This is a genomic window from Actinosynnema sp. NPDC023794 (genome assembly GCF_040639675.1).
In the GTDB taxonomy this organism is placed as follows: domain Bacteria; phylum Actinomycetota; class Actinomycetes; order Mycobacteriales; family Pseudonocardiaceae; genus Actinosynnema; species Actinosynnema luteola.
Genome location: NZ_JBFAFR010000088.1, coordinates 1 through 3,156 on the forward strand (window position 1 = coordinate 1; position 3,156 = coordinate 3,156).

Here is a 3,156-nt window from a genome sequence, read left to right on the forward strand (position 1 = left end):
TGTTCGGCGGCGTCCTACTCTCCCACACCCTCACGAGTGCAGTACCATCGGCGCTGGAAGGCTTAACTACCGGGTTCGGAATGGGACCGGGTGTTCCCCAACCGCTATGACCACCGAAACACTATGAAATTACCAACCCGTAGGCACCGAACCCAAACCCCACAAGGGCCTGGACCCGATGGTCCGGTTCGGTTCTTTCAGAACCGCACAGTGGATGCGTAGCGTCTTCATGACAAGTCCTCGGCCTATTAGTACCGGTCAACTCCAGCCGTTACCGACCTTCCATCTCCGGCCTATCAACCCAATAGTCTCTTGGGGGCCTTAACCCACAAAGGGGTGGGATACCTCATCTAGGAACAGGCTTCCCGCTTAGATGCTTTCAGCGGTTATCCCTTCCGAACGTAGCCAACCAGCAATGCCCTTGGCAGGACAACTGGCACACCAGAGGTCCGTCCGTCCCGGTCCTCTCGTACTAGGGACAGCCTTCCGCAAGTATCCTACGCGCGCGGCGGATAGGGACCGAACTGTCTCACGACGTTCTAAACCCAGCTCGCGTACCGCTTTAATGGGCGAACAGCCCAACCCTTGGGACCTACTCCAGCCCCAGGATGCGACGAGCCGACATCGAGGTGCCAAACCATGCCGTCGATATGGACTCTTGGGCAAGATCAGCCTGTTATCCCCGGGGTACCTTTTATCCGTTGAGCGACCACGCTTCCACAAGCCATGGCCGGATCACTAGTTCCGACTTTCGTCCCTGCTCGACCTGTCGGTCTCACAGTCAAGCCCCCTTGTGCACTTGCACTCGACACCTGATTGCCAACCAGGCTGAGGGAACCTTTGAGCGCCTCCGTTACCCTTTGGGAGGCAACCGCCCCAGTTAAACTACCCACCAGGCACTGTCCCTGATCCGGATCACGGACCGAGGTTAGACATCCAGTACGACCAGAGTGGTATTTCAACGACGACTCCACACTGACTGGCGTCAGCGCTTCACAGTCTCCCACCTATCCTACACAAGCCGAACCGAACACCAATACCAAGCTATAGTAAAGGTCCCGGGGTCTTTCCGTCCTGCCGCGCGTAACGAGCATCTTTACTCGTAATGCAATTTCGCCGGGCCTGTGGTTGAGACAGTCGAGAAGTCGTTACGCCATTCGTGCAGGTCGGAACTTACCCGACAAGGAATTTCGCTACCTTAGGATGGTTATAGTTACCACCGCCGTTTACTGGCGCTTAAGTTCTCAGCTTCGCCCCGAAGAGCTAACCGGTCCCCTTAACGTTCCAGCACCGGGCAGGCGTCAGTCCGTATACATCGTCTTGCGACTTCGCACGGACCTGTGTTTTTAGTAAACAGTCGCTTCTCGCTGGTCTCTGCGGCCGAAAAATCCTAGCCCGCAAGGGGCTTCAAATCCCTCGGCCCCCCTTCTCCCGAAGTTACGGGGGCATTTTGCCGAGTTCCTTAACCACAGTTCGCCCGATCGCCTCGGTATTCTCTACCTGACCACCTGTGTCGGTTTGGGGTACGGGCCGCATGAACACTCACTAGAGGCTTTTCTCGGCAGCATGGGATCACTCTACTTCGCCTCAATCGGCTATGCATCACGTCTCAGGATACATGAGCTGCGGATTTGCCTACAGCTCTCCCTACACGCTTACACCAGTACTACCACTCACTGGCGGAGCTACCCTCCTGCGTCACCCCATCGCTTGACTACTACAAGTTCAGGTCCCGCGCTCCACATCGCCCCTCATCCGAAGAATCAGAGCGGGCTTCGGGCGGTTAGTATCACAAGGTTCGCCATGGGCGCGTTCACACGGGTACGGGAATATCAACCCGTTGTCCATCGACTACGCCTGTCGGCCTCGCCTTAGGTCCCGACTTACCCTGGGCGGATTAGCCTGGCCCAGGAACCCTTGGTCATCCGGCGGACGAGTTTCTCACTCGTCTTTCGCTACTCATGCCTGCATTCTCACTCGTCCAGCCTCCACACCTGGATCACTCCGGCGCTTCAACGGCTGAACGACGCTCCCCTACCCATCCCAGCATTACACTGAAATGACACGGCTTCGGCGGTGTGCTTGAGCCCCGCTACATTGTCGGCGCAGGACCACTTGACCAGTGAGCTATTACGCACTCTTTAAAGGGTGGCTGCTTCTAAGCCAACCTCCTGGTTGTCTGGGCGACCCCACATCCTTTCCCACTTAGCACACACTTAGGGGCCTTAGCCGGCGTTCTGGGCTGTTTCCCTCTCGACTACGAAGCTTATCCCCCGCAGTCTCACTGCCGCGCTCTCACGTACCGGCATTCGGAGTTTGGTTGATTTCGGTAAGCTTGTGGGCCCCCTAGACCATCCAGTGCTCTACCTCCGGCACGAAACACACGACGCTGCACCTAAATGCATTTCGGGGAGAACCAGCTATCACGGAGTTTGATTGGCCTTTCACCCCTAACCACAGCTCATCCCCCAGGTTTTCAACCCTGGTGGGTTCGGGCCTCCACGCGGTCTTACCCACGCTTCACCCTGGCCATGGCTAGATCACTCCGCTTCGGGTCTAGACCACGCGACTACACCGCCCTATTCGGACTCGCTTTCGCTACGGCTACCCCACACGGGTTAACCTCGCCACGCAGCACTAACTCGCAGGCTCATTCTTCAAAAGGCACGCCGTCACCCCTAAAGGCTCCGACGGATTGTAGGCACACGGTTTCAGGTACTATTTCACTCCCCTCCCGGGGTACTTTTCACCTTTCCCTCACGGTACTAGTCCGCTATCGGTCACCAGGGAGTATTCAGGCTTAGCGGGTGGTCCCGCCAGATTCACAGCGAATTTCACGAGTACGCTGCTACTTGGGAACACCGTCAGGAGACACCGGGTTTTCACGTACGGGACTCTCACCCTCTACGGCCACGCTTTCCAGACGCGTTCCGCTAACCACAGTGTTTTATGACTCCTTGCCAGCTCGGCAGAACTGACGAACAGGTCCCACGACCCCGTACACGCAACCCCTGCCGGGTATCACACGAATACGGTTTAGCCTCTTCCGCTTTCGCTCGCCACTACTCACGGAATCACGGTTGTTTTCTCTTCCTGCGGGTACTGAGATGTTTCACTTCCCCGCGTTCCCTCCACACGCCCTATGTGTTCAGACGT

The 3,156-nt window shown here is 57.1% G+C and carries 1 rRNA gene and 1 other annotated feature (1 of these 2 only partly in view); the gene reads right to left on the reverse strand.

Annotated features, from left to right (window positions below):
* Nucleotide 1: 1 nt before the first annotated feature.
* Nucleotides 2-118: ribosomal RNA gene (gene rrf / locus AB0H12_RS45090) — 5S ribosomal RNA — on the reverse strand.
* Between the two features lie 111 nt (nt 119-229).
* Nucleotides 230-3,156 (reverse strand) — a sequence feature (most likely nonfunctional fraction of RNA operon); it runs 1,662 nt beyond the window's last position.